Below are 24383 nucleotides of genomic sequence, written 5' to 3'. Positions count from 1 at the left end.
GGAGTCAGTCGTTAAAAAGAGAGGAACCAGTGATCGGTCCTCCTTTTAGCTTATTCCGCAAGCAACTTCTCATTTCGTTCGCTAATCCGCGCGAAATGCTGCTCATATAACAGCCATTCGTCAGCAGATAAAGATTCTGTCAGCAGCGAAGCTCCATGTTGTTGCAGTGTCATTAGAGCCTTCAGCAAAACATCTGAAACGTTGTGTGGTTGGCCCAATAGTTCGGATAAAGAGGCCATCGTTTCCGGTTTGATTCTAGGATAGACAAATTTAGTCGGCTGTCCGGCCACTGCTTTGTCATAAAAGGTTCGGATCATTTTTGCGCGCTCTGCCCCGCTACCGCTTACACATAAATAAATTTGCACTGCCACACCGCCACGAATTCGGCGCTGCGAGATACCAGCAAATTTTTTACCATCAATGCTTAAGTCGTAGCTTCCAGGGCAATAAGAACCAACGATTTCTCTCGCTTCGATTTGTTCTCTATGATCCTGGAACATGGAACAGATAAGCTCATACATTAATTCGTATCCGTCATCGATGGAGAACCCCTTCTCCTCTTTAAGAACGAGAGAGAGGTTAAGAATACCAGAATCGAGTACGACCGCTAGACCACCAGAGTTACGAACGATCACATGGTGTTGGAAGCCTTTTAGCGCTTCAATACCTGCTTTTATTTGAGGCAGGCGACTGTCCTGAATGCCAAGCACGACCGTGTTATGGTGAACCCACGCTCTAAGAGTTGGTGGGGATTGACTCTTTCCAATCGATGTGCAAAGGGTGTCATCATAAGCAAATGATTGCAGCGCCTGAAATGTCGGACCAAACGATGTGTGGTCTAAGAATCGCCATGGTTGAGATAAATGTTGCTGTAGCAATAAACTCATAATTGTCAGTCTCCCTTTGATACCGTCGCTTCATTATAGCATAGTTTTTCTTGCGAATTTGACGATTGCCTTCCAGTAAAAACGTGTTATACTGTAAGTTAGTGCTTTTATCATCTACAAGTTCGTTTTTACAATAAATAGGTTGAAGGGAAAGGAGTGGGGAGCGTTGGCAAATGAATTTCGTATTTGTGATGAGTGTCAAGCGACAAACATCAAGACACTAATCCCAAAACTGAAAAAATTAGACCCAAATGCAACCATTGATATACGCTGCCAATCCTATTGCGGTCCAGGTCGTAAAAAGTCATTCACATTTGTGAACAACCGCCCCGTTGCTGCGCCAGATGAAGATCAACTGATCGAAAAAATAAAGAAAAAGCTGAAGAAATAAGTGGCCTAATTGGTCACTTTTTTATACTTTAGGGAAGGCTACCTTCTATCAAGGAGTGGGAGGATAAGAAAACGAACGCTTCCACCTTAGACTAGGCAACACGTTATTTATCTGAAATACCATTGGTAAAAAAGGAGAAAGATGGGGTTTGAGGAGATGTTGGGTATTTTTTGAAAAAAGCGTCGTTGACGCGATCATTCCCGCGTGTTAGGCTATTTGACAAGGCTTACATTGCAGAGGAAGAGGGTTTTCGCCAATATCGATCCAATGAATCTACTCTTTATCAAAAATTTTATGTCATAATATCTAACAAGCCTCTTTATTTATTAATAAATAAAGATAAAATGTAACATGTGTTATCATATTTATTGCATTAATACAGTAGTGCAGCAAAGTGTACAGTTGTGAGAGGAGATGATGATATGAGTTTAACGAAGAAGATTATTATTGCCCTCGTGTTAGGGATTCTAGTTGGGCTTGGTATGAATAAATTTGCACCAGATTTATTTGTACCTATTGATACGTACGTCTTTACACCGGTGGGGCAATTATTTCTTAGATTAATTATGATGCTCGTCGTTCCCCTTGTTTTGTTTTCGATTATTCTCGGAACTGCAGGGCTAGGAGATCCGAAAAAGTTAGGGAAACTTGGGTCGAAAACCGTCGGCTTTTACTTGCTAACGACGATGATTGCTCTCGTCATCGGCCTATCGATTGCCTATGTATTACAACCTGGAGAGCCTGGACTAATGGGGACAGTCGAAGAGGAGTTTGAAGCGACGGAAGCACCACCTGTCATGGAGACGATCCTCAACATTATTCCGAGAAACCCAATTGAGGCGTTAGCTTCAGGACAAATGCTACAAATTATTGCGTTTGCTGTGTTAGTCGGTCTCGCCCTTGGTAGACTTGGAGAGAAGACGAGCGGGATTTTAAAACTCGTGGAGCAGGGGAACGAAGTGATGATGTACCTTGTGAGCCTTGCGATGAAGTTAGCTCCATACGGCGCATTTGGCTTAATCGCCTCAGCTCTCGGTAAGCTAGGATTTGATGCATTAGGATCAATGGCCATGTATGTCATAGCCGTGTTACTTGCGTTGCTGCTGCATGCAGTCATTACCTATGGTGGCTTCCTCGCATTTGTTGCGAAGCGAAACCCGCTCGAATTTTTGCGAAACTTCTTCCCAGCAATGGCGTTAGCCTTCGGAACATCAAGCAGTAGTGCTGTCCTTCCTGTCTCCATGAAAACAGCACAAGAAAAACTCGGTGTCTCTAAGCCTGTTTCTAGCTTTGTTCAGCCGTTAGGGGCCACTATTAACATGGACGGTACGGCGATCATGCAAGCTGTTGCGACGGTATTTATTGCTCAAGTTTATGCTCAGCAGCTTTCGATGGGTGATTTGCTCACGGTTGTTTTAACAGCGACACTCGCTAGTATTGGTACAGCTGGCGTTCCTGGCGTTGGGTTAATCATGCTAGCCATGGTCTTGCAGTCCATCGGTTTACCAGTGGAGGGAATTGCCCTTGTCCTTGCGGTTGATCGAATCTTGGATATGTCCCGTACAGCCATTAACATTACTGGAGACGCTACATGCGCTGTTGTAATTGATGAGTCAGAGAAAAGAAGCAAAGCGAAAGCAGCCTCTACGTCAGCAAGCGCCTAAGGTATACACTACAAGCCTACGATTCCTATACGGAATGGTAGGCTTTTTTCCATTTAAGTGAGTTTAATTTTAAGAGAGTTTAATTGCATATTTTATAGTAGGGTGCAATGGACCTACTTTACATGCGAAGCAATATATAGCCAGTCCTAGTCGTATCCCTCTTTAGACCAGTAGCCTACTCCGCGTTTTTTTATAAACATAATCACTTGCTTAGATATGACTTATAATGTAAGCGCTTCACTATAGCTATATAGATAAAATAGCTAAGAAAAAATAAAAAACCGCAGGGTATTTTCACAATATTTATAAAATTCAAAATAGTGGGCTGGTGATACTTATTTTCCCTCCTTTCTATGGTAGGATTCACTCATGTGAAAGGAAAGGAGGGGGCAGGTCTCGGATTGTTTTCGCTAGCGATCCATTTTGTGGTCATGGTAGGACAAACTCTATATTGAAAAAGGAAGTGAGAGTATGATGAGATCAAGCATCGTCAAGCTAGTTGCTTTCAGTGTTGTGGTTATGTTATGGCTCGGTGTATCCTTTCAAACGGCAGAAGCGAATACGCCAAATTTCAACTTACAAGGCTTTGCCACGTTAAATGGGGGAACAACTGGTGGTGCAGGTGGAGATGTAGTGACGGTTCGTACAGGGAATGAATTAATAAACGCTTTGAAGTCCAAAAACCCTAATCGTCCGTTAACAATTTATGTAAACGGTACGATAACACCTAGTAATACGTCTGATAGTAAGATCGATATTAAGGATGTTTCCAATGTATCGATTTTAGGGGTTGGTACAAATGGACGATTAAATGGGATCGGTATTAAAGTATGGCGAGCGAATAATATCATCATTCGCAACTTGACGATCCATGAAGTCCATACAGGTGATAAAGATGCGATTAGCATTGAAGGGCCCTCTCGGAACATTTGGATTGACCATAACGAGCTTTATGCCAGCTTGAACGTTCATAAAGACCACTATGACGGCTTGTTTGACGTAAAGCGCGATGCTTACAATATTACCTTCTCTTGGAATTATGTCCATGATGGCTGGAAAGCGATGCTCATGGGGAACTCTGATAGTGATAACTACGACCGAAACATAACATTCCACCATAACTACTTCAAAAACTTAAACTCTCGCGTACCTGCGTACCGTTTTGGAAAGGCGCACTTGTTTAGCAATTACTTTGAGAACATTTTAGAAACAGGCATTAATTCACGGATGGGAGCGGAAATGCTCGTTGAACATAACGTTTTTGAGAATGCCACCAACCCGTTAGGATTCTGGCATAGCAGTCGAACAGGTTATTGGAATGTTGCCAATAACCGCTATATCAATAGCACGGGTAGCATGCCGACCACTTCCACGACCAATTATCGACCTCCTTATCCCTATACGGTCACACCAGTTGGTGATGTGAAATCGGTTGTCACACGTTATGCGGGAGTTGGTGTCATCCAGCCGTATGCAAGAAAGCCATCCGAGCGATTGCTCTGGTGGCTTTTTGCATAAAAACATGGAACGGTTTTTACCAATCCTTTAGTGAAATGACGAAAACAACGTTAGAAACGAGCAGACAAGTTCGCTATAATAGCTGTATGAATGGTATGAATGGAGAGTTAAGCGAATGAGCGAATCCTACTACGGTTTGTTAGACGAAGAGAAGGTGTTCAAAGATCCTGTGCATCGGTATATTCACGTTCGGGATGAATTGATCTGGGCATTGATCGGCACGAAGGAATTTCAACGGCTTCGGCGTGTTCGGCAATTAGGGACGACGTTCTTAACGTTTCACGGTGCAGAACACACCCGATTTAATCACTCGTTAGGCGTTTATGAAATTACACGGCGGATTATTGAAGTGTTTCAAGGCCGTCCTTATTGGAACGAGGAGGAGCGACTCCTCACGTTATGTGCTGCCCTTCTTCATGACATCGGACATGGACCGTTTTCCCACTCGTTCGAAAAAGTATTTGATACCGATCATGAGGAATGGACGCGGCGGATGATCGTAGGAGATACGGAAATCCACAATGTGTTGCTAAAAATGGGGGATGATTTTCCACAGAAAGTGGCCGATGTCATTGAAAAAACGTACCCGAACAAATTAGTGACTAGCATCATCTCAAGCCAAATTGATGCTGATCGCATGGATTATTTGCAGAGGGATGCCTACTACACCGGGGTGAGCTACGGTCATTTCGACATGGAGCGAATTTTACGTGTCATGAGACCTATGGAGGATCAAGTCGTCATTAAACAGAGCGGGATGCATGCAGTAGAAGATTACATTATGAGCCGCTACCAAATGTATTGGCAAGTCTATTTCCATCCAGTCACCCGAAGTGCGGAAGTCATTTTAAGTAAAGTGTTTAAGCGGGTAAAGGACTTATATGAGCAAGGCTACAAATTTAAACAGGAACCGAAGCATTTTTATTCTCTATTTGAAGGAAACATGAGCTTGGACGATTATTTGCGGCTTGATGAGTCGATAACGATGTATTATTTTCAAATTTGGCAGGAAGAAGAGGATCGAATTTTATCGGATCTTTGTGTAAGATTCATTAATAGGCAGCTCTTTAAATACATAGAGTTTAACCCGAACTTGCAAATGAACGATTGGCCTCGGCTCCAGCAGCTTTTTGCTCAAGCTGAAATCGATCCTGAATATTATTTAGTCGTGGATTCATCGTCCGATTTACCGTATGATTTTTACCGCCCTGGTGAAGAGGAAGAACGGTTACCGATTCATTTGATTATGCCAAACGGAAAACTACGAGAGCTTTCACGAGAATCGGATGTTGTCGAAGCGATTTCAGGAAAGAAACGAACGGATCATAAGCTTTACTTCCCGATGGATTGTCTGACAGACCAGTCTGACCATAAAGAGATTAAGCAAGAAATTTTGTCGTTGTTATTTAAGTAAGGGGGAACTGGGGTGTTAAAAGATCACGCAAAATTAATGGCCATGCTCCTGCATGCTGGTGAAATCGTTGGGCGAAAGAAACTACAGAAAATGGTATACATCGCAAAAAAGGTAGAAATGCCTTTTTCCGAGCGCTACAAGTTCCATATGTACGGGCCCTATTCTGAGGAACTAACGTTGCGGGTGGAGGAGCTTTGCAACCTTGGCTTTGTAACGGAATTAAAAGAGGACAAAGGGAACTACTATCAATACCGGTACTCCTTATCGGAGGAAGGGAAAAAATTTCTGGAACTCCACGAAGCGGACGTCCTTGAAGGAAAAAGAATTATCGAACAAATGAATGAGCAGAGTTCACGGTTTCTTGAACTTGTGTCGACCTTGCTTTATTTTGAGGACCTATCACCAGAAGAAGTGAAGGAAAAAGTGAAGACGTTAAAACCGAAGCAAAATTATACAGATGAGGATATAGAAGAAGCTTCTTCGTTTATTAAGCGAATCCGTATGGAGCATTAACTGAGCAAAACCTAGAGCCAGTGTTTCCTTCCGCAGGATGCACTGGTTTTTTATCATGTCTCTAAAAAGGCTTCATGATAGAGAGGCTAGGACAAAACACAGGGGGGAAAGTTTCAAGGCCTTCGTGAGTGCTTCGTTCAATTCCGCTGAAGAGAAGATGATTGATCTTTATTGATGGGACTAAAGGGCAAGTTCACACATTCGTTTGGCGAAAATCGATTGAGAACTACAGTGGGGACCTGAGCGAAAAATCAAACCAGATCCCATGAATCAAAAGAAAAAAGGCCGGATCATCAAAATAAAATGACCCGAACCTTTTTGATTACGTTTGGCTCGTTTTGTCCAAGTCTCGGCCAATGTCTAGTCTTTTTTATTTGATCTTCCTTTTGTCTGCTCGATCAGTTGTTCAAGCAATGACACGAGTTCGTCCTTTGAGAGCCCGTCTTCCGATTTTGACTCCTTTTGGTTCTCGGGTGCTTCGTTAACGGACTCTTGTTGTTCTTGAGAGACTTCTTCTCCTTCCGGTTCGGGAGCTTCAAGCTGTTTGCGCTCTTGAAGCAATCGCGCTGGGATCAACTCACCGTCTGGCGTAATATAAGTTTTATTTAATCGCCGTGTATCTTTGTCAAACAAGCTGTAGATGACCGGGATGACGAACAAGGTTAAGAACGTTCCGCTAATGAGACCGCCAATGACGGTTAACCCGATTGGGCGCTGCATCTCGGTTCCTTCCCCGAGGGCTAATGCCAGTGGGAGAACACCAAGAATGGTTGTAAGGGCCGTCATAAGGACTGGCCGTGTCCGCTGTTTAACGGCTTCTACGATCGCTTCATAGCTTGTGGCACCAGACGCTTTCAATTGGTTCATGTAATCCACAATGACGATCGCGTTGTTGACGACAATTCCAGCTAAGATGATCATTCCGATGCCAGCCATGACACTGAAGCTCGTCCCTGTCACGAGTAAGGCAAGGGAAACACCGATCATGACAAGGGGTAAGCTGAACATGACGACAAATGGGAAGCGGAACGATTCAAATTGCGCTGCCATGACAAGGAAGACGAATACGACCGCTAGCATGAACGCTCCTGTCAAATCAGCCATGGCCGTCTCAAGCGCTTCCTGATCTCCTGTAAAGGCGAACTCCGTTGTATCCTCGAAGTTTTGCTCGTCGACAATGTCTAACACAATGGATGAGATGTCGCCAAGGGAGAGAGAGGAATCATACATTACCGTAAACTCAACCGCATCTCGCTGCTCGATTCGGTTGATGGTGGCTGGCCCTTCTCCTTCTTCAATTGTCACAACATCGCCAAGAGGTACATAGACCCCTTCGTTGTTTCGAATCGTTAACTCTTCCATCGTTTCAAGACTATCGAGTACGTCAGGATGGTAACGGACAAATAGATCATACAAGTCATTGTCGATTTCAAGAGTTGTAACGGTTTGCCCAAGGGTGACATCATAAACAAACTGGGCGACTTGTGCTGGAACAAGCCCATTTTCTCTTGCGGCTTCTTCATCAATCAAGAGTTGATATTCAGGCGTTGTGACATCAATGCTCAGCTCTAGGTTTGTGACTTCATTTCGTTCAAGCAATTCCTCTTCGAGTGCCTCTGTCGCTTCCTCTAAACGATCTGGATCCGAATCACTCAAGTAAAAGGTTAGTGTGTTTGGCTCCGATCCTTGGAGGGAGAGCGGCGATACGTTAATTTCTGCATCCGAGTCAACGCGTTCTACATCGCGTTTAATCGATTCGACAAATTCTAACGTTGTAAGGTCACGGTCGCTACTAGGCACAAGTGTTGCTTGGACTTGTCCTTCATAGCTATTGCCATCCCTTCTGCCAACATTTGTGCCTCTAGCGCCGGATGTGCTAACAAAGTTCTCAATTTCACTATAATCTTCAAGCTTTTGTTCTATTGCTTCTACCGTCTCACGTGTCCGTTCGAGGCTCGTTCCCGGTTCATGCTCAATCTCGACGACCATCAATCCTTCGTCCATATCCTCAAGGAAATCCACTCCAACTGTGGAAAGACCGTAGAGTCCACCAACGAACAAAAGCAGTGTAGCGATAAGCACCATGGCACGGTGGCGAAGTGCCCATTTAATGCTTCGTTCGATCGTTAGGATAAAACGAGATTGCTGGCGTTTGGCTTCTTCATTTTGTTGGAACTTTCGTAATAAGCGGCTCGCCATCAATGGGACGAGCGTAATCGCCACAAGGAGTGATGCAAATAGGCTTAGGGAAACGGTGAGAGCAAACTGGATAAACAGCTCACCAACGAGTCCAGTTAAAAACAATATCGGGACAAAGACGGAAATTGTCGTTAATGTGGACGCCGTAATCGCACCGCGAACCTCTCTCGTTCCTTCAAGCGCCGCTTGCTTTGGCTCTTTTCCCATGGAAAGGTGACGATAAATATTTTCAATAACGACGATGGAGTTGTCCACAAGCATTCCAATTCCTAATGCAAGTCCACCTAAGCTCAAAATGTTCAAACTAACATTCGTAAAATAAAGAAAGGCAAACGTCACGATGACAGAAAATGGGATAGCGATTCCGATAATTAAAGGGGTTTTAAAATTTCGTAAAAACAAAAATAAGACAACCATGGCCATGGTCGCACCGGCGATGAGGGCGACAAGAACGTTGTTAATCGCCTCTAAAATGAAGTCTCCCTCATCATAGAGAACGAAAGCGGAAACGTTATCAAAGCGATCCTGCTCTAATAGTTCGTCCAACCGTTCTGTAATAGCCACAGAAACATCGACGGAATTGGCCGCATCTTCTTTCATAATGCTAAATTGCACGGCAGGGTCATTGTTCGCCCGTGTAATCACTGTTTCATCTTCTAATGAAATCGATACGTCCGCAACGTCAGAAAGTAACACATCATCACCAGTCTGAGGATCGATGGTAAGGACGAGGTCTTCAATCGTTTCAACTGCGTCGAGCGTCCGAATGGTGCGCGTCGTTAACGAGCGATCCCCATCACTAATCGTTCCCCCTGGCAATGAAATATCGTTTGCCTCGATGACATCGACGACATCCTGTTGGGTAAGATTAGCCTCTTCAAGTGCTTCGTCATCAATGGTAACCTCTACTCGTTCCATTAAACGTCCGTGGGAAGAAACACTAGCAACGCCTTCAACTCGTCCAATTTCCCGTTCGAGTTCGTCAAGGGCCTCGCTAATATCGGAAATGGCCTCAGTATCTGATGTGACGACAAGCTCCATGATCGGGAAAGCCGAAGGATCAAATTTTAAGAAGCTAGGGTTGCTAGCTCCATCAGGGAGATCAGCGCGATTGATCGTAGAAATAATGTCGTTTTCCACATCATCAATGTTTGTCGTCCACCCAAATTCTAAAATGATGATCGCGCTACCCTCCATCGACTGGGAGGTTATTTTATTCAAGCCTGATGTGGTTGAAAGCTCGTCCTCTAATATCCTCGTGACATTTTCGGACACCTCTTCGGCACTAGCTCCAGGGTAGGAAGCGGTCACTGCTCCAATGGGTGGGTTTAAATCAGGAGTTAACTGCAATGGTAGGTTTACGTATGAAATTCCTCCTACGAGAAGGAAAATGATCATTCCGACGATCGTAAAGACCGGTCGCCTAATGGAAAACTGGGTCATCTAAGGCTACTCCTCTCTATCAATCCATAGGTAAATAATTTAACTGTTTATAAAATGAACTATCAATTATCCTAATGTGGGAAAGCGGAGAAGTCAATCAATTCCCCCTGAGTTCAAGAAATTGATGAAAACCTAGGTTTATCGGTTTTCTGATCATCCGAAGTTTTTGAACCGATCAGGCACATGAAAAAAGCAAGCGCCTCCTTTTAGGGTGCGCTTTTTCAATTGGATTATTTATGCTTTGCTCCTCGTTGATTGAAATCAAGAATAATGTCGCGAAATTGCTCTAAGACGTTTTTTACGTGGACAATATCTTGAAAAGGGAGTTTGCTTATGTAACGCTCAATTAAAACTGTCTCTGCTTCCTCTATCTTTTGTTTAATAAGCTCTCCTTGGGGTCCGAGCTCTAATCTATTTTCGCGCCTGTTCTCTTCATTGATGGAGCGGATGATAAACTGATGTTGTTCCAAAACAGAAAGCGCTTGACTGACAGCGCTTTTCGTTATTCCAAAATGGACAGCAATTTCTGATGTTGTTACGTTTTCACGAAAGATGATATGGAGTAGGATCCGAAATTGTCGTTTGTTGAGAGGGAGGTTTTCGACCATCGCTAACTCTTGGGCAAACAATCTCGAAATATCATCTAAAGTAAATTGTAATTCCCGCAATAGTTGTCTGTAATCTTCCAATGGATACCCTCCCTCCGTGTATGTCAGAATGTAAATTACTGATCGCTGATCCGCTTTCCTGCCACTCCATAATGATCTTTGCGCATTTCTTCTAATACGACGTGAATCTTTTCGGGGTTTGCTTGAATGGTTTCGGCAACCGCCTCGGTGACGCGCTCCACAAGTGCACGCTTCTGTTCATCCGATCGACCTTCTAAAAATTTCACTGTGACAATTGGCATGGAAATCACCTCGCTTTATTCTGTTTAACTGGCGCTAAGACTTACCCTTGACGTTAAATAAACATAGACAAAGAACGTCACGCCCAAGTCGGTGTGTTCATATCGCGTGAGTTAGGCTAACAATTAGTGAAGATGAAGTAAAGCCCTCATAGAATGAAGTTTCACTTTATTCGTTTCTAGTTTACACGATTTATAACGAAATGAGAAAGAGGAGCAACGGAAGATGAAAAATGTTCACTTGATGGTGGAAATACAACTTCCTCATTGTGTACACTTTACGTATAGGGATTTTAGGAAAAGAAGGGATGATCGAAGTGGATCTTTTAAATAATGACAACCTTAAGAAAAAAACAAGCGGCTTTACGATTCTAAGTGGGGATTCAACTGACGGTCACGGAGGGTATGGGGCAGGTGTTTTAAGCTTAGATAATGTGACACCTGTTTTCGTCGACCCTGAAGAGGAGCGGGCGTTTGTGGATCTGGGGGCCCTTCACGCTCGATCTGAGGTCGAAAAGCGAATTAAATTTTTACCAAATAAAGAAGAAGTGCCAAACGGTAAATTGTATTGGCTCGTGTGGGTGACCATTGATTCGAAAAAAGAAGGTCCGTACTACGCTGGCGTTGCCGGATGTGAAATGACGGTTGACCGTGAAATCCGCCGAGGCTATAAAAGCATGCCAGAGCATGTGAATAAAATGGATAAGTCGATCAAAGGGAAAATTGTCGTCGATGATATGGATGAAAGGTCGAAACGTATTCTCGGTGAGTATTTAAAATCCTTTAATGAAGACATGTGGAAACGGTCCGAGCCAGAGTTGCGGGAAAAATTGCTTGGCGAAAAGTAGATCAAAGCTTTAGCGATTTGTAAAGAGTAAATATCGGTTAGTTTTGAACGATTTATGAAAACTATGATGACCTATTGAGCTAAGGTGTAAAACGATATACACTTATCAATAGTATAAAGACACTTTATACTAGGACACAAAAAACCGTGAGGAGCTTTTCCTCACGGTTTTTTGCTGTCTATTCAATGGAACCAGCAAATAAAGCGGTCTAGAAAACGCTCTTTTTCATGGTTTTCTTCATCGATCGCATCGGTTTCATTGTCCCTCGCTTCTTCTGGGCAGCCTTCCGTCGGCTCTGTCCCTTCGACGAAAAAGGTTTTTCTGCCATTAGGGCACACATCATTTGCTAGAAAGCCGTTAGATGGGTTCATGTTAACAGAGACGACGCCTGGCGGTTGTCGAAATTGTAGCATCAGCTCGTTCTCTAATGCATGTTCAGTGAAGTTGGCCCAAATCCGTTTAGCCACTTGGCCTTCTGTTCCGTGGTTAAGGGTTTCACTTTGGTCATAACCGATCCATACCCCTGTTACGAGCTGAGGCGTAAACCCGACCATCCAACTATCGGTCGATGTAGATCCAGATTTACCGGCAACAGGGCGATTGACAAGACGGTTGACGGAGCTACCCGTTACCGACATATAGTCGTTAAGGGATGGATCGAACATAGCGGTCATTAAGTCTGCCATAATAAAGGTTAGTCTAGGATCTAACGTTTGCTCTGTTTCCGGCATCTGCTCATAAAGAACATCCCCGTCTCGATCAACTACTTTTGTAATGAAGCGTGGTTCGACCGTAAACCCATTGTTGGCGAAAGGAACGTAGCTTTTGGTCAGTTCAAGGACACCGACGGGCAAGGTTCCGAGCGCAAGCGATGGGATGTCGCGAAGCGGGCTCTCAATGCCAAAGCGTCTAGCGGTCTCCACGAGCTCATCTGTTCCTAAAAACATATGGGTTTTCACGGCAAAAATATTATCGGAAAAGGCGAGAGCTTGCAGCAATGTCACAAAATCGTCCTTGTACCGGTCTTGAAAGTTCCGGGGCGAATAGGTAGAACGCCCTTGATCGTATGAGAACGTTGTCGGCTCGCTAATAAGCGTCGATGCAGGCGTAAATCCTTGCTCCAGGGCAGCATAATATAGAAATGGCTTAAAGGAAGAACCAGGGGAGCGTCGAGCTTTCGTTGCTCGGTTAAACGAGCTTTCCCCGTAATTTTTCCCGCCAACGAGGGCGCGAACGTCACCTGTGCTTGGATCAATGGCTACGAGAGCTACCTGTAAATCGGAATCTGGCATCTCCACTTCCACCCAACGTTCCGCTTCTTCCTGCATATGCGGGTCGAGTGTGGTGTAAATGTGCAACCCGCCTGATTCTAATAATGCTGGATCCAGCCCTACCTCTTCCACTAACTGTTCCTCGACCACATCTTGAAAATAAGGCCCGATCGTTTCTGAGCGCATGCCACCATCTGTCACGTAATCGAGCGCTTCATTTATCGCCTCTTCTGCTTCTTGAGCCGTAATATATCCGTTCTCGACCATGGATTGGAGGATGATCTCTTGCCGTGCCTTTGCCCGCTCTTCGTCTACGAGCGGAGAGTAGTAGCTCGGCCCTTTAGGGACACCGGCTAGCATGCTAGCTTCGGCTAACGTCAAGTCGGCTGCTTTTTTTCCGAAGAAATGTTGAGCAGCAGCTTCGATACCATAAGCGCCGTGCCCGTAGTAGATTGTATTTAAATAGCCTTCTAAAATATCATCTTTCGTGTAATGCATTTCTAGACGTAGGGCATAAAGGGCTTCTTGTGCTTTACGATTCCACGTTTTATCATGACCAAGGTATAAGTTCCGTGCGTATTGCTGCGTGATCGTGCTTGCTCCTTGAGCCATTGAGCCAGCGCGTAGGTTCGCAACAACAGCTCCGCCGATACGAGTAAGATCAAATCCATGATGCTGGTAAAACTTTCGATCCTCGATGGAAATCGTAGCCTCTTTTAAATAAGGAGAAATCTCGTCCAAGGCGACCCAATATCGTTGTTGGCCCTGGTGATGCTCCCCGATCACAGACATATCATGTCCATATAAAACGGTCGTTTGTGATACTTGGAGTGGCGGAGGACCTTGCATTTTAATGTATGATAATAGAGAAACAGCACTTCCAGCCCCAAGGACAAGAACGATGAGCAAAAGTCGGAGCCAAAGTCTGAACAACCGCCACCGTTTTCTTGCTTTTTGTTGAATGACGACTTCCATATGAGTCACCTCGAATAGGAAAAAATAAATTCATAGATACGTTTAGGATTGGTAGAATCGGCGACTTTTAAACGTGAGGACGAAAAAAAGAAGTATGTAAAATGACGGTGAAATTTCGCTTGCTTTTTTGTGCTGTTCTTATATACTTCAATTGTTATCCTTTCAATGTGTATGAACGAATGTTCAGGTAAGACTAATGATAGAAACGCTACGAAAAATCGAGGTGACAATAAATGGAATTATGGTATACGGAAAAGCAGACCGAACATTTTGGTATTACGGCCAAAATTAAACGGACGCTACATACAGAAAAGACCGACTTTCAGCAGCTCGATGTCATTGAGACAGAAGAGTTCGGGAACATGCTCGTTCTCGATGGAATGGTCATGACTACGGAAAAGGATGAGTTCGTTTATCATGAAATGGTGGCTCATGTTCCGCTCTTTACCCATCCGAACCCGAAACACGTCCTTGTCGTAGGCGGTGGTGATGGGGGGGTTATCCGTGAAGTGTTGAAGCACCCATCAGTGGAAAAAGCGACTCTTGTAGAAATCGACGGAAAGGTCATTGAGTACTCGAAAAAGTATTTGCCTTCCATTGCGACGGCGCTTAATGACCCGCGTGTCGATGTTCAAGTCGATGATGGCTTTTTGCATATTGCCAAGGCTGAAAGTGCTTATGATGTCATTATGGTCGATTCTACAGAACCAGTAGGGCCTGCAGTTAAACTTTTTGAAAAAGGGTTTTATCAAGGAATTGCGAAAGCCTTAAAAGAAGACGGGATTTTTGTTGCGCAAACCGATAACCCGTGGTTCCATGGTGAACTGATCCGCAAAGTCTATGCTGATGTGCAAGAGATTTTTCCAATCACCCGTTTGTATACAGCGAATATTCCAACCTATCCGAGCGGACTCTGGACATTTACAATTGGATCGAAAACATACGATCCACTACATGTGGAGCCGAGCCGTTTTTATGATATTGAGACAAAGTACTTTACAAAGGATCTCCATAAAGCCGCCTTTGCTTTGCCGCGATTTGTGGATGATTTGATCAAGTAAGGAAGGTGCAGCATGAGATTTGATGAAGCCTATTCAGGTAAAGTTTTCATTATGAGTCGTTCAAACTATGAGGAAAGCAAGGCGGTTATTTTTGGAATGCCGATGGACTGGACGGTGTCGTTCCGCCCAGGCTCGCGTTTCGGTCCAAACCGTATCCGTGAAGCTTCTCTCGGGCTAGAGGAATACAGTCCTTATATGGATAAGCACTTGGAAGAGGTAGCGTATTTTGATGCAGGGGATATGCTCCTTCCGTTCGGGAATCCGCAACGTAGCTTAGAGATGATTGAATCCTATGTGGACAAGCTGCTCGCCGATCAAAAGATGCCGATCGGTCTAGGCGGTGAGCACCTTGTGTCATGGCCGATTTTTAAAGCGATGCATAAGATTTATCCAGACATGGCGATCATTCATATCGATGCCCACGCCGATCTTCGTGAGGAGTATGAAGGGGAGCCGTTGTCCCATTCAACACCGATCCGTAAAGCGTGTTCGTTAATTGGCCCTGAGAATGTGTATTCGTTTGGCATTCGTTCAGGGATGCGGGAAGAGTTCCAATATGCGAAAGATTCCGGTATGTACATGGCCAAATTCGAGGTGGCAACGCCGCTAAAGGAAGTGTTGCCAAAGTTAGCGGGACGGAATGTCTATGTGACAATCGACATTGATGTGCTTGACCCGGCGTTTGCCCCAGGGACAGGTACGGCCGAAGCAGGTGGGATTTCATCGAAGGAGCTTCTAGAGGCGATTGTTGCGATTGCCCATTCCGATGTGAACGTCATCGGAGCGGATTTAGTCGAGGTCGCACCAGCGTATGATCCCTCTGAGAAAACGCCAATAGCCGCAAGTAAGTTTGTTCGTGAAATGTTGCTAGGTTGGGTGTAATCTATTTGAGGTCTGATTCACAACGTCCGGTGAATCGGGCCTCGTCGTTTTTAAGGATCTTGCAACCGTTATGTAAAGTCGCTACACTTGTAAAAGAAAGGTGTGCGTGCAGTGAAAAAACAAGAGAAACGCCATGTGCGAATTTTGTTTCAAACGAAAATTGACCGTCACGGAGAAATAGAAGACTATGAGTTCACGACAAAAGGGGAACTTTATCATAAAGGTACACAAGATTATCTTCGTTTTCAGGATGTGCTGTCAGATCAAGAAAATGTGCAAACAACATTGAAGTGGGATGGACGTGAGCTCGTCTTGATTCGCCAAGGTGATGTTTTGATGCGTCAATCATTTTTACGCGGGATACAAACATCTGGGCGGTATGTGACACCACAAATTTCGTGGGAATCAGTGGCGACGACGGAGAGCGTAATTGTTCGATGGCCGCAAGGAAAACAAAAAGGTGTCATTCACCTTCGTTATCATTTTTCTTTGCAAGGGCAAGACACAGGAATCCATGATGTGCGTTTGACGTTGGAGGAGGAATAAGCATGAACAAAATGGAGCAGATGAAGCAGCAATTGAGAGAAGAAATTGTCGTAGCGGTAAAAGCAGCAGGGTTGGCGACCGATGAAACGATACCGGAAGTAATTCTTGAAACCCCAAAGGAGAAAGCCCATGGCGACTTTGCCACGAACATGGCAATGCAGCTTGCGAGAGTCGCTAAGAAAGCCCCGCGTCTTATTGCAGAAGAGCTGACAGCTAAGCTAGACCGTAAGCGGGCAGCGATCGAAAAAATAGAGATCGCAGGACCAGGCTTTATTAACTTCTTTCTCGATAATTCCTATTTACGCGAAATGATTCCGACCGTTTTGCGCGCTGAGAGCGCATATGGCGAAACGAATGTAGGAAAAGGAAAGAAGGTCCAGGTTGAGTTTGTCTCTGCCAATCCGACGGGAAATCTTCATTTGGGGCATGCCCGTGGTGCGGCGGTGGGTGACGCATTATGCAACATTCTTGCTAAAGCAGGATATGATGTATCACGTGAGTATTACATTAACGATGCTGGTAATCAAATAAACAATCTCGCATTGTCATTAGAGGCGCGCTATTTCCAAGCACTTGGCATGGAGAAAGACATGCCTGAAGATGGGTACCATGGGGAAGACATTATTCAATTTGGAAAAGACCTTGCAGAGACGCATGGAGATAAGTTCGTTCATGAGTCGTCTGAAAAGCGGCTTGCATTTTTCCGAGAGTACGGCTTAAAGCGCGAATTAGAGAAAATTAAGTCTGACTTAGAGGAATTCCGCGTCCCGTTTGACAACTGGTATTCGGAAACGTCTCTTTACACAACGGGCAAAGTGGAAAAAACATTGAATGTCCTTAAGGAAAAAGGGAAGACGTACGAGCAAGACGGAGCCCTTTGGTTCCGTTCAACAGAATACGGTGATGATAAAGACCGGGTACTTGTGAAGAATGATGGAAGTTATACGTATTTAACACCGGACATTTCGTACCATGAAGACAAATTTTTACGAGGCTTTGAAAAGCTGATCAACATTTGGGGGGCTGACCATCATGGCTACATCCCACGGATGAAGGCGGCGATCCAAGCGCTCGGTTATGAAAAAGATCAGTTAGATGTTCAAATTATTCAAATGGTCAGCCTGTTCCAAAACGGCGAAAAAGTAAAAATGAGCAAGCGGACAGGAAAAGCCGTCACCCTTCGTGATCTTATGGAGGAAGTAGGGATTGATGCGACCCGTTATTTCTTTGCGATGCGCAGTGCCGATTCCCACTTAGACTTTGATATGGACTTAGCCGTATCAAAATCGAATGAAAACCCAGTCTATTACGTACAATATGCCCATGCACGAGTATGTAGCATGTTACGCAAAGGGAAAGAACTCGGTCTATCCTTTGATGAATCCACCGATTTGTCACCGATTGCTAGCGAAAAAGAATACGACTTGCTGAAGAAGATTGGTGAGTTCCCAGAAGTGGTCGCCGAAGCAGCACAAAAGCAAATGCCACATCGGATCACCAATTATGTGCATGAGCTTGCGTCCACCCTCCATAGTTTTTACAATGCCGAGCAGGTGATTAATCCAGAGAACGACGAGCAAAGCAAAGCGCGCCTCGCATTAATGAAAGCAACGCAAGTAACGCTCAAAAATGCCCTTTCCCTTGTTGGGGTTGAGGCACCAGAACGGATGTAAATGATTTTTAACTCCCTCTCAATGTTGAGAGGGAGTTTTCATACACTCATATGAAAAAGAATCGAAACCATCCTGCATTTATTAAGATGTTCAATATACTGTCACCTGAAGGCTTTCAATCCGTAAGTATAAACGGAGATGTTTAGCGAAAGGCGCCCACAAGCTCCTTTCGTTGCTTTGTTAAATCTTAAGAGGAGGTATAAACATGGATGTTATCCTTTGGACGGTGATCGTCCTTTTATTTATCCTTGGCTTTGTCGGATTAATCTTTCCCATCCTCCCCTCGATTTTGCTCATTTGGGCTGGATTTCTTTTATACATATGGGGAATTGGTGGGTCATTAAGCACGATGTTTTGGATTGGGATGGCCTTGTTCACCGTGCTTATTTTTGCCGCAGATGCGGTCGCCAACAGTTATTTTGTCAAACGTTACGGTGGCTCAAGGGCAGGAGGATGGGCTGCGATTATAGGTGTTATTGTGGGGGCATTTATTATTCCGCCATTCGGCATATTCATTGTTCCTTTCCTAGCAGTCTTTATCACTGAGTGGATCATCAAGCGCGATGTTCCGTTGGCATTCCAAATTGGGACGGCATCATTATTTGCGTTTTTAAGTAGCTCAATTGCAAAGCTCGTGATTCAACTTTTTATGATCGGCTGGTTTTTTCTCGAAGTCTGGTTATAGTAAGTACAAGGGTTGCTTGACAATCCTCCAAGTTTCCACTTAGAAAGGCAGGGGAATCGATGCAAGAGTTATTATTGGCCTTCGTGGCAGGATTAGCGGTAGGTTTTTTGTTCGCTTTGATTAAGCTACCGATCCCTGCTCCTCCTGCATTGGCAGGGATATTAGGGATTGTAGGTATTTATGTAGGATACAAGCTATACCAATGGATCTGGCCCATATGAATCGATGGAAGATAAGACAAGGAGGGAATGACAGATGCAAGCTTTCACAGCACATCGGCCGAAGCTTTATTATGAAGTAAGTGGCGAAGGGACCGCCATTCTTTTTATTCCTCCGCCAGCCATGGGGCACCTCACCTTTCACGAACAGGTGCGCGGGCTCACGAGTTGTTTTCAAGTGATTACCTATGATTTGCGGGGGAATGGCCGGAGTGAGACAACGGATGAACCAATCACTCTTGAGCAGATGGCGGAAGATGTGAAAGCGATTCTAGACGATCTTGGTGTAGAGCAGTCCATTGTGTGCGGGTATTCTAACGGGGCGTTAATTGCCCAGTTGTTTGCTCTAATGTATCCAGACAGATGTCTAGGAGTTGTAAGCATTAGCGGGTTTTCTGAGGTGAGTCCCCTTTTGTTAAAAAAGCAATACGATCTAGGCGTTTCTGTCACAGGAAGCGAGCATCTTGACTTCTTTGCATGGGTATTAGCCATTGCCCATTTTCAAGACAAGAAGGTAAGAAAAGAAATCCAGAAAGAAATTAAAAAGTCCGACCCTCATATGATTGAACAGCAGTACGCTGTTGGAAAACAGGGAAATGTGACAAGAGCGCTTCACCGGTTAACCGTTCCGTTACTTGTTTTATACGGGGATCATGATTATTACATTCATTCGACGAAGAGGCCTTTTATCGATCATGTGAAAGACCTTGAACTTGTCTACATTGATGGTTCGACACACCAAATACCAACGCACCATCCTGCTGAGTTGAACGGAATCATTCGCTCATGGGCGAAGCGGAAAGGATTATTTCCTTAAAATTGAAGGAGTGCCTTTGAAAGGTACTCTTTTTTACATGATTAGAGCTGTGGCCTTGCCGCCCTTTTATTTGAGGTTGCTTAGTGTTAAAGAGCACCGACCTTATTCACTTGTTTCCTTTTTAACACGGGAGATAACTATGGTATAATATAGAGAACGCATGTTTGCTTCTCTGGAGGGATTTGAATGATCACTTTGTCTTTTGTCGAACAACAACATTTATCGGTGCTGTGCAACTTTTCATTGCCGCCAGAACAGCTACCATTTACAAGCTTGCCGGTGGATGCACTCCGAGCATGTGAGGAAGATCCTACACGAACGCCCATCGTCATTTTGGCTGACCAAGAGCCTGTAGGCTTTTTCGTCCTCCATGAAGGGGAGGCAACGAAGGCCTACATAGAGGAAGAGGGGTTGCTACTCATTCGTAGCTTGGCGATTGACGAAAAGCAACAAGGGAAAGGATATGGAAAAAAAGCGATGCTCCTTCTCCCGGCTTTCGTTACTGTCCATTGGCCAAACATTCGCGAACTGTTTCTCGTCGTTAATGAGCGTAATGCAGCGGCTAAGCAATTGTACACTCGGGTAGGCTTTGAGGACCGTGGGCTACGCCGGGTAGGACCTATAGGGCCGCAGCGGATTCTTCATTATGATTTGCTTAAAATCAGTACTATGGAGGACAAAAAGTTATAAATTGAAAGGATGCCCTTTTACGCCCCCTTTGAAAGCTTCCACGCAGGGATCAAAGAATGAAAACGAAAAAGGGCACTTGCCACAGCGTGGATAATAACATAAAATCATTCGTTTAATATGGGGATGGGGATACGTCACGTGTTTTGAAATAAACACAGAAAAGCCTGAGTCGAACGGACTCAGGCTTGACCAGCTAAAAAAAACCAGAGAACAGGGTAGCTACTTGTTCTTTCGTACGATGGAAGAAGGAGCGGTTCGCGAGGTCCTCCATTTGAAGCCGTTCCGATATGGAAAAATCATAATCCAATTCTTCGCGAACGAGCTGAATTATCTCTTTGTCATATAAAAGACAGTTGATTTCATAATTCAACCGAAAGCTGCGCTTATCAAAATTGGCTGTTCCTACATCGGCCAGCTTATCATCGATTACGATTGCCTTTCCATGAAAAAAGCCGCGATAGTAACGATAAATGTTGATGCCCCCTTCAAGGAGCTCCTTAAAGTAAGGGAACGCTGCTTCCTTCACGAGTGGGTGATCGCCTTTTTTCGGTACGAGTAGACGAACAGCCACCCCTCTAGCGGCTGCATCCAAAAGGGCATGGTGCAATTTTTCCCCAGGAATGAAGTAAGGGGTTCCGATCGTAATCGTTTCCTCCGCTTGTTCGACGAGTTGAAGAAAGCTGTCTTCTAAAAAAGAGCCGTTCGTTGGAATGATCCGTAGTTCATGGGGTCCTTTTGCCAATGGCGGATACAGCCAGCGATCTCTTGTGACAGGGAGTCGGGACTCTCGCTCCCAGTCTTGAATAAATTGATCCTGTAAATCTTGAACGCCATCCCCTGTCAGTCGAAGATGGTAGTCACGCCAAAAACCGAACTTCGGATCACGCCCTAAATACTCATCCCCGATGTTATAGCCACCAATGTAGCCCACCTTTCCGTCAATGACAGTGATTTTCCGATGATTACGGCGATTTAAAGAGAAAAACCAGTACGGAAAGCTGATCCGATGAGCGTACTCAAATTGCGCCCCTGCTTGCTTCAGGCTCTGAATGGAACGATTTTTCACATCGGCGCCGAATCGATCGACGAGCAACCGGACAGCCACCCCTTCCTTTGCTTTTTGTTCAAGGTGCTGAAGAATTTTTTTCCCGATGTGATCGTCACGAAAGATATAAAATAAAATGTGAATGTGGTGTTCAGCAGCTTTTATGTCATGAATGAGGGAACCGATAAACTCATCGCCAGTTGGCAATAGTCGAACTGTCCCGTGGCGGATTGGTTGGTTTCGTCTAACGGCTTTCCCCCGTTGTTTCTTTAACCCTTGGGTGTAATCAAAGCGTAACCACAAAATAATCGCAACGATAAGAAATAAGAGTACGACTCCGATCATATCGTACCTCCTCTTGAATTCAACGTTAGTTGTAGCTTGCCCTTTTTCCGACCTACTAAAAATTAATTTAAAAAACTTTTATGAGTGAATACTCATTCATAAAAAGGTATGTTATAATAACAGCAAACAAAAATTGTCTATTTTCAAACTTTTTGTCTGTCATGGCCGTGATCGTATCGGCCTGTTAGGGGGAGGTTACATTTATGGAAGCGTTAACATGGGTGAACTGGATTGCCTTTCTTTTAGTAACGGGTTATGCCGTCTATCTGTTTGCAACGCTCGTTCGGACGAGAATTGCCTACATTAAGCTTGGGAAAAAGGCCGAATTTGACCACTCAATGCAGGAGCGTCTGCGCGAAATCTGGGTCAATGTTTTCGGGCAAAAGAAGCTCATGAAGGACAAAAAAAGTGGAATCATCCACCTCATGTTCTTCTACGGATTTTTACTCGTGCAGATCGGTGCGATTGACCTGATTTGGAAAGGGCTAGCCCCTGGGTCCCATATACCGCTTGGACCGCTCTATCCGTATTTCACTTTTTTCCAAGAGTTTGTCGTGCTCATGATCATTATTGCGGTCGTATGGGCGTTCCATCGTCGTTACATTGAGAAATTGGTTCGCCTTAAACGGGGCTGGAAATCAGGACTCGTCTTAATCTTTATCGGTGGACTAATGACATCAAAAATGATCGCAAAAGGAATGGAGATCATTTGGCTCGGGAAGCCACTTACTGGATTTGAACCTGTTGCCTCTGGTATTGCCGCTGCGACAAGTTGGATCGGGCCAACTGCAGCAGGGGCGTTGTTCTTTGTCTTTTGGTGGATGCACCTCTTATTTTTACTTACATTCCTCGTGTACGTACCACAATCGAAGCACGCACATTTGATTGCAGGTCCGGCGAATGTCTTTTTAGGTCGCACCCACAAAGTAGGGCAGCTGTCTTCGATAAACTTTGAGGACGAGGAGCAAGAAGTGTTTGGCGTCAACAAAATTGAAGATTTCAATCAAAAACAATTGCTCGATTTATATGCCTGTGTGGAGTGCGGGCGTTGTACGAATATGTGTCCAGCTACCGGAACGGGCAAGATGCTATCGCCAATGGATTTAATCGTAAAAATGCGCGATCATTTAACGGAAAAAGGAGCGGCCGTTACGTCCAAGTCCGCTTGGTTACCAAGTTATGCATTCTCTAATACGAAAGCGAATCAACTGGCGATGCAAGGAGCAGGAGGAGCAGAGGCTGCTGCTTCGTACGATGTAAGCCTAATTGGGGACGTTATTACAGAAGAAGAGATTTGGGCCTGTACGACGTGCCGGAACTGTGAGGATCAATGCCCGGTCATGAACGAACACGTCGACAAAATTATCGATATGCGTCGGTACCTCGTACTGACGGAAGGGAAGATGGATGCCGATGCTCAGCGTGCGTTAACCAATATCGAGCGGCAAGGAAACCCTTGGGGCATTAACCGAAAAGAGCGGGAGAAATGGCGTGAAGGCAGGGACGATATTCACGTTCCGACCGTTAAGGAAATGGAAAAAGCGGGCGAAGAATTCGAGTATTTGTTCTTTGCTGGCTCGATGGGCTCATATGATAAACGGAGTCAAAAAATCGCTCAATCGTTTGCGAAAGTGTTAAATGAAGCAGGGGTGACGTTTGCGATCATTGGAAACAAGGAGAAAAACTCTGGTGATACCCCGCGCCGTCTAGGGAATGAGTTTTTGTTCCAAGAGCTTGCGACCGCCAACATTGAATTATTCAAAAAGCATAACGTAAAGAAAATTGTTACGATCGACCCTCATGCTTACAACACCTTTAAGAACGAGTATCCTGAATTTGGACTGGAAGGGGTCGAAGTGTTCCACCACACGGAGCTACTGGCGAAGTTAATCAAAGAAGGAAAAGTCAAACCACAATACCCGGTAAACGAAAAAGTGGTTTATCACGATTCTTGTTATTTAGGTCGTTACAACGACGTATACGACCCACCACGTGAAATTTTGCAAGCGATTCCTGGTGTTGAGCTTGTGGAGATGGAGCGAAATCGCCAGGATGGTATGTGCTGTGGTGCTGGCGGAGGCATGATGTGGATGGAAGAGGATGCGGGCCAGCGTGTGAATGTCGCTCGTACGGAGCAAGCGCTTGAAGTTTCTCCTTCGGTCATCGGTAGTGGCTGTCCATACTGTTTAACGATGTTGAGTGATGGAACGAAAGCAAAAGAGGTGGAGGACGATGTACAAACGCTTGATATTGTTGAAATTTTAGAAAAATCTCTTGTCAAACAGGAGCCATCAGAAGTAAGCTAGAAGTAAATCATGGGTATTTGAGGTGGAAAGCGGTCGACCGCTTTCCTGCCCTCTTCTTTTAATGTAAGCGCTTAAATATATGATT

At 44.7% G+C, this 24383-nt stretch carries 21 protein-coding genes; 15 read left to right on the top strand and 6 right to left on the bottom strand.

Features of this window, described 5'->3' with window-relative positions:
* Positions 1 to 50: 50 nt before the first annotated feature.
* Positions 51 to 887: an octanoyl-[GcvH]:protein N-octanoyltransferase gene (lipL, locus tag E2L07_RS02960; RefSeq protein ID WP_134228811.1), complete on the bottom strand. Its 837-nt coding sequence runs from the start codon at positions 885 to 887 to the stop codon at positions 51 to 53.
* Positions 888 to 1053: 166 nt separating this feature from the next.
* Between lipL and E2L07_RS02955 the strand changes: the two genes are divergently transcribed.
* The 5 genes from E2L07_RS02955 to E2L07_RS02935 all read left to right on the top strand — a co-directional run bounded on the left by E2L07_RS02955 (position 1054) and on the right by E2L07_RS02935 (position 6387).
* Positions 1054 to 1278, top strand: coding sequence for a YuzB family protein (locus tag E2L07_RS02955; RefSeq protein WP_010899946.1), 225 nt, complete (start codon positions 1054 to 1056; stop codon positions 1276 to 1278).
* 422 nt (positions 1279 to 1700) lie between these two features.
* Positions 1701 to 2942 (top strand): dicarboxylate/amino acid:cation symporter, encoded by a 1242-nt coding sequence (locus E2L07_RS02950; protein ID WP_010899945.1) that lies wholly within the window; start codon positions 1701 to 1703, stop codon positions 2940 to 2942.
* A 471-nt stretch (positions 2943 to 3413) separates the two neighbouring features.
* Entirely contained in the window at positions 3414 to 4460 is a 1047-nt protein-coding gene (locus E2L07_RS02945; RefSeq protein ID WP_134228810.1) for a pectate lyase family protein, read from the top strand.
* Between the two features lie 115 nt (positions 4461 to 4575).
* A complete protein-coding gene (locus tag E2L07_RS02940; RefSeq protein WP_010899943.1) occupies positions 4576 to 5874 on the top strand; it encodes an HD domain-containing protein in 1299 nt (432 codons plus the stop codon).
* A 12-nt stretch (positions 5875 to 5886) separates the two neighbouring features.
* Positions 5887 to 6387 (top strand): YwgA family protein, encoded by a 501-nt coding sequence (locus E2L07_RS02935; protein WP_010899942.1) that lies wholly within the window; start codon positions 5887 to 5889, stop codon positions 6385 to 6387.
* Positions 6388 to 6747: 360 nt separating this feature from the next.
* On the opposite strand, the gene E2L07_RS02930 is transcribed toward E2L07_RS02935, so the two are convergent.
* The 3 genes from E2L07_RS02930 to E2L07_RS02920 form a co-directional block, all read right to left on the bottom strand.
* Entirely contained in the window at positions 6748 to 10029 is a 3282-nt protein-coding gene (locus tag E2L07_RS02930; protein WP_134228809.1) for an efflux RND transporter permease subunit, read from the bottom strand.
* Positions 10030 to 10259: 230 nt separating this feature from the next.
* On the bottom strand, positions 10260 to 10718 hold the full coding sequence (locus tag E2L07_RS02925) for a MarR family winged helix-turn-helix transcriptional regulator (RefSeq protein ID WP_053430129.1): 459 nt from the start codon (positions 10716 to 10718) through the stop codon (positions 10260 to 10262).
* A gap of 35 nt (positions 10719 to 10753) precedes the next feature.
* A complete protein-coding gene (locus tag E2L07_RS02920; RefSeq protein ID WP_010899939.1) occupies positions 10754 to 10939 on the bottom strand; it encodes a 2-hydroxymuconate tautomerase in 186 nt (61 codons plus the stop codon).
* A 305-nt stretch (positions 10940 to 11244) separates the two neighbouring features.
* On the opposite strand from E2L07_RS02920, the gene E2L07_RS02915 reads away from it, so the two are divergent.
* Complete coding sequence (locus E2L07_RS02915) at positions 11245 to 11784, top strand: YwhD family protein (protein WP_010899938.1); 540 nt, start codon at positions 11245 to 11247, stop codon at positions 11782 to 11784.
* Between the two features lie 182 nt (positions 11785 to 11966).
* Here E2L07_RS02915 and E2L07_RS02910 read toward each other — a convergent pair whose 3' ends face one another.
* Positions 11967 to 14030, bottom strand: coding sequence for a penicillin-binding protein 1A (locus E2L07_RS02910; RefSeq protein ID WP_134228808.1), 2064 nt, complete (start codon positions 14028 to 14030; stop codon positions 11967 to 11969).
* A gap of 233 nt (positions 14031 to 14263) precedes the next feature.
* Here E2L07_RS02910 and speE point away from each other — a divergent pair, with 233 nt between their 5' ends.
* The 8 genes from speE to E2L07_RS02870 all read left to right on the top strand — a co-directional run bounded on the left by speE (position 14264) and on the right by E2L07_RS02870 (position 20602).
* Complete coding sequence (gene speE, locus E2L07_RS02905; RefSeq protein WP_010899936.1) at positions 14264 to 15091, top strand: polyamine aminopropyltransferase; 828 nt, start codon at positions 14264 to 14266, stop codon at positions 15089 to 15091.
* Between the two features lie 12 nt (positions 15092 to 15103).
* Positions 15104 to 15973, top strand: a complete 870-nt coding sequence (speB, locus tag E2L07_RS02900; protein ID WP_053430131.1) for an agmatinase — start codon at positions 15104 to 15106, stop codon at positions 15971 to 15973.
* Between the two features lie 111 nt (positions 15974 to 16084).
* On the top strand, positions 16085 to 16519 hold the full coding sequence (locus tag E2L07_RS02895) for a YwiB family protein (RefSeq protein WP_134228807.1): 435 nt from the start codon (positions 16085 to 16087) through the stop codon (positions 16517 to 16519).
* Between the two features lie 2 nt (positions 16520 to 16521).
* Entirely contained in the window at positions 16522 to 18192 is a 1671-nt protein-coding gene (gene argS / locus E2L07_RS02890) for an arginine--tRNA ligase (RefSeq protein ID WP_134228806.1), read from the top strand.
* 205 nt (positions 18193 to 18397) lie between these two features.
* A complete protein-coding gene (locus tag E2L07_RS02885) occupies positions 18398 to 18877 on the top strand; it encodes a DUF456 domain-containing protein (protein ID WP_010899932.1) in 480 nt (159 codons plus the stop codon).
* A gap of 59 nt (positions 18878 to 18936) precedes the next feature.
* A complete protein-coding gene (locus E2L07_RS02880) occupies positions 18937 to 19098 on the top strand; it encodes a XapX domain-containing protein (RefSeq protein ID WP_010899931.1) in 162 nt (53 codons plus the stop codon).
* 34 nt (positions 19099 to 19132) lie between these two features.
* Positions 19133 to 19912: an alpha/beta fold hydrolase gene (locus E2L07_RS02875; RefSeq protein WP_053430134.1), complete on the top strand. Its 780-nt coding sequence runs from the start codon at positions 19133 to 19135 to the stop codon at positions 19910 to 19912.
* Between the two features lie 186 nt (positions 19913 to 20098).
* Complete coding sequence (locus tag E2L07_RS02870) at positions 20099 to 20602, top strand: GNAT family N-acetyltransferase (protein WP_010899929.1); 504 nt, start codon at positions 20099 to 20101, stop codon at positions 20600 to 20602.
* 193 nt (positions 20603 to 20795) lie between these two features.
* Here the strand turns inward: E2L07_RS02870 and cls are convergent, their stop codons facing one another.
* Entirely contained in the window at positions 20796 to 21992 is a 1197-nt protein-coding gene (cls, locus tag E2L07_RS02865; RefSeq protein WP_134228805.1) for a cardiolipin synthase, read from the bottom strand.
* 203 nt (positions 21993 to 22195) lie between these two features.
* On the opposite strand from cls, the gene E2L07_RS02860 reads away from it, so the two are divergent.
* On the top strand, positions 22196 to 24298 hold the full coding sequence (locus E2L07_RS02860) for a (Fe-S)-binding protein (protein ID WP_053430137.1): 2103 nt from the start codon (positions 22196 to 22198) through the stop codon (positions 24296 to 24298).
* Positions 24299 to 24383 lie beyond the last annotated feature (85 nt).

Source organism: Halalkalibacterium halodurans (genome assembly GCF_004376175.1).
GTDB classification, from domain to species: domain Bacteria; phylum Bacillota; class Bacilli; order Bacillales; family Bacillaceae_D; genus Halalkalibacterium; species Halalkalibacterium halodurans.
The sequence above is the reverse complement of the archived record's forward strand: the minus strand, read 5'-3'. Positions and strand labels throughout refer to the sequence as shown.

What these genes read in the sequence shown, in the direction of transcription:
- E2L07_RS02870 (WP_010899929.1), top strand. Translation starts at nt 20,099, where the DNA reads ATGATCACTTTGTCTTTTGTCGAACAACAACATTTATCGGTGCTGTGC.
- E2L07_RS02950 (WP_010899945.1), top strand. Translation starts at nt 1,701, where the DNA reads ATGAGTTTAACGAAGAAGATTATTATTGCCCTCGTGTTAGGGATTCTA.
- E2L07_RS02915 (WP_010899938.1), top strand. Translation starts at nt 11,245, where the DNA reads ATGATCGAAGTGGATCTTTTAAATAATGACAACCTTAAGAAAAAAACA.
- lipL (WP_134228811.1), bottom strand. Translation starts at nt 887, where the DNA reads ATGAGTTTATTGCTACAGCAACATTTATCTCAACCATGGCGATTCTTA.
- E2L07_RS02910 (WP_134228808.1), bottom strand. Translation starts at nt 14,030, where the DNA reads ATGGAAGTCGTCATTCAACAAAAAGCAAGAAAACGGTGGCGGTTGTTC.
- E2L07_RS02875 (WP_053430134.1), top strand. Translation starts at nt 19,133, where the DNA reads ATGCAAGCTTTCACAGCACATCGGCCGAAGCTTTATTATGAAGTAAGT.
- E2L07_RS02930 (WP_134228809.1), bottom strand. Translation starts at nt 10,029, where the DNA reads ATGACCCAGTTTTCCATTAGGCGACCGGTCTTTACGATCGTCGGAATG.
- E2L07_RS02945 (WP_134228810.1), top strand. Translation starts at nt 3,414, where the DNA reads ATGATGAGATCAAGCATCGTCAAGCTAGTTGCTTTCAGTGTTGTGGTT.
- speB (WP_053430131.1), top strand. Translation starts at nt 15,104, where the DNA reads ATGAGATTTGATGAAGCCTATTCAGGTAAAGTTTTCATTATGAGTCGT.
- E2L07_RS02885 (WP_010899932.1), top strand. Translation starts at nt 18,398, where the DNA reads ATGGATGTTATCCTTTGGACGGTGATCGTCCTTTTATTTATCCTTGGC.
- E2L07_RS02860 (WP_053430137.1), top strand. Translation starts at nt 22,196, where the DNA reads ATGGAAGCGTTAACATGGGTGAACTGGATTGCCTTTCTTTTAGTAACG.
- E2L07_RS02940 (WP_010899943.1), top strand. Translation starts at nt 4,576, where the DNA reads ATGAGCGAATCCTACTACGGTTTGTTAGACGAAGAGAAGGTGTTCAAA.
- E2L07_RS02920 (WP_010899939.1), bottom strand. Translation starts at nt 10,939, where the DNA reads ATGCCAATTGTCACAGTGAAATTTTTAGAAGGTCGATCGGATGAACAG.
- argS (WP_134228806.1), top strand. Translation starts at nt 16,522, where the DNA reads ATGAACAAAATGGAGCAGATGAAGCAGCAATTGAGAGAAGAAATTGTC.
- cls (WP_134228805.1), bottom strand. Translation starts at nt 21,992, where the DNA reads ATGATCGGAGTCGTACTCTTATTTCTTATCGTTGCGATTATTTTGTGG.
- speE (WP_010899936.1), top strand. Translation starts at nt 14,264, where the DNA reads ATGGAATTATGGTATACGGAAAAGCAGACCGAACATTTTGGTATTACG.
- E2L07_RS02880 (WP_010899931.1), top strand. Translation starts at nt 18,937, where the DNA reads ATGCAAGAGTTATTATTGGCCTTCGTGGCAGGATTAGCGGTAGGTTTT.